Genomic DNA, 1,108 nt, shown 5'->3' on the forward strand with positions numbered 1-1,108 from the left:
CTTAGAGGTCCTCGCGCCAGAAGGGCATGCTCATGCAGCGCGGGCCGCCACGGCCGCGGGAGAGCTCGGCGGAGGGCACGACGAGAAGGTCCAGGCCCTCCTTGTACAGCACGTCGTTGGTGACGGTGTTGCGGGCGTAGACGCAGATCTTGCCGGGCTCGACGCACAGGGTGTTGGAGCCGTCGTTCCACTGCTCGCGGGAGGCCGCGATCGGGTCGCCGCCGCCGCAGGGGATCAGCTTGACCTGGTCGACGCCGGTGGCGTCCTCCAGGACGTGCTCGAGGGTGTCCTCGATCAGGCGGATGTTGACCTCGCCCGGGTTCTTGCCGGCGGTCAGCTCGTAGACGCGCAGGGTGCCCATGATGGCGGGGTGGATCGTGAACTTATCGACGTCGATCTGGGTGAAGACCGTGTCGAGGTGCATGAAGGCGCGGGAAACGGGGATGTCGAAGGCCAGGATGCGCTCGACCTTGGAGTCGGAGTTCCAGAAGATGTTCTGGGCCATGACGTCGATGGCGGCCGCCTGGGTGCGCTGGGAGATGCCGACGGCGAGGGTCTTCTCGTTGATGTTCAGCACGTCGCCGCCCTCGGTGTGGAACTGGCAGTCGCGGCGGAAGTACAGGGAGACGTCCTTGTAGTCGGGGTGGTACTTGAAGACGTACTTGCCGTACAGGGTCTCGCGGTTGCGGGTGACCGAGTACATGCGGTTGAGGTTGACGCCCTCGCCGACGACCGCGAACGGGTCGCGGGTGAAGTAGAGGTTGGGCATCGGGTCGATGATCAGGTCGGACTCGGACTCGGAGTTGACCAGGGAGTCGAGGGTCGTGGACGCCGTGAGGGGCATGTCGATCTCGGCCTTGGTCATGCCGGCCATGGTCTTCTTGACGAACTCGAGGTTGTCCTCGATGGAGTCCAGCTTCTCGCGGACGATCTGCGGCATGCGCTGGCCGCGGATGCCCGCCTCGGCGATGTACTGGTCGGTGAACTCGGCGCGGGCGCCGGGGACCTGGTCGAACACCTCTGCGACGAGGTTCTCGAGGTAGAGCACCTCCACGCCCTGGTCCCTCAGGATCTGGGCGAAGGTGTCGTGCTCCTGCTGCGCGACCTC

1 protein-coding gene is annotated in these 1,108 nt (G+C 65.6%); it reads right to left on the minus strand.

The window, feature by feature from the left end:
* Position 1: 1 nt before the first annotated feature.
* A partial coding sequence (locus DWX25_RS09360) for an arginine deiminase family protein (RefSeq protein WP_117858926.1) occupies positions 2 to 1,108 on the minus strand: 1,107 nt, incomplete at its 5' end.

Source organism: Collinsella sp. AF18-8LB (assembly GCF_003459795.1).
Taxonomy (GTDB): domain Bacteria; phylum Actinomycetota; class Coriobacteriia; order Coriobacteriales; family Coriobacteriaceae; genus Collinsella.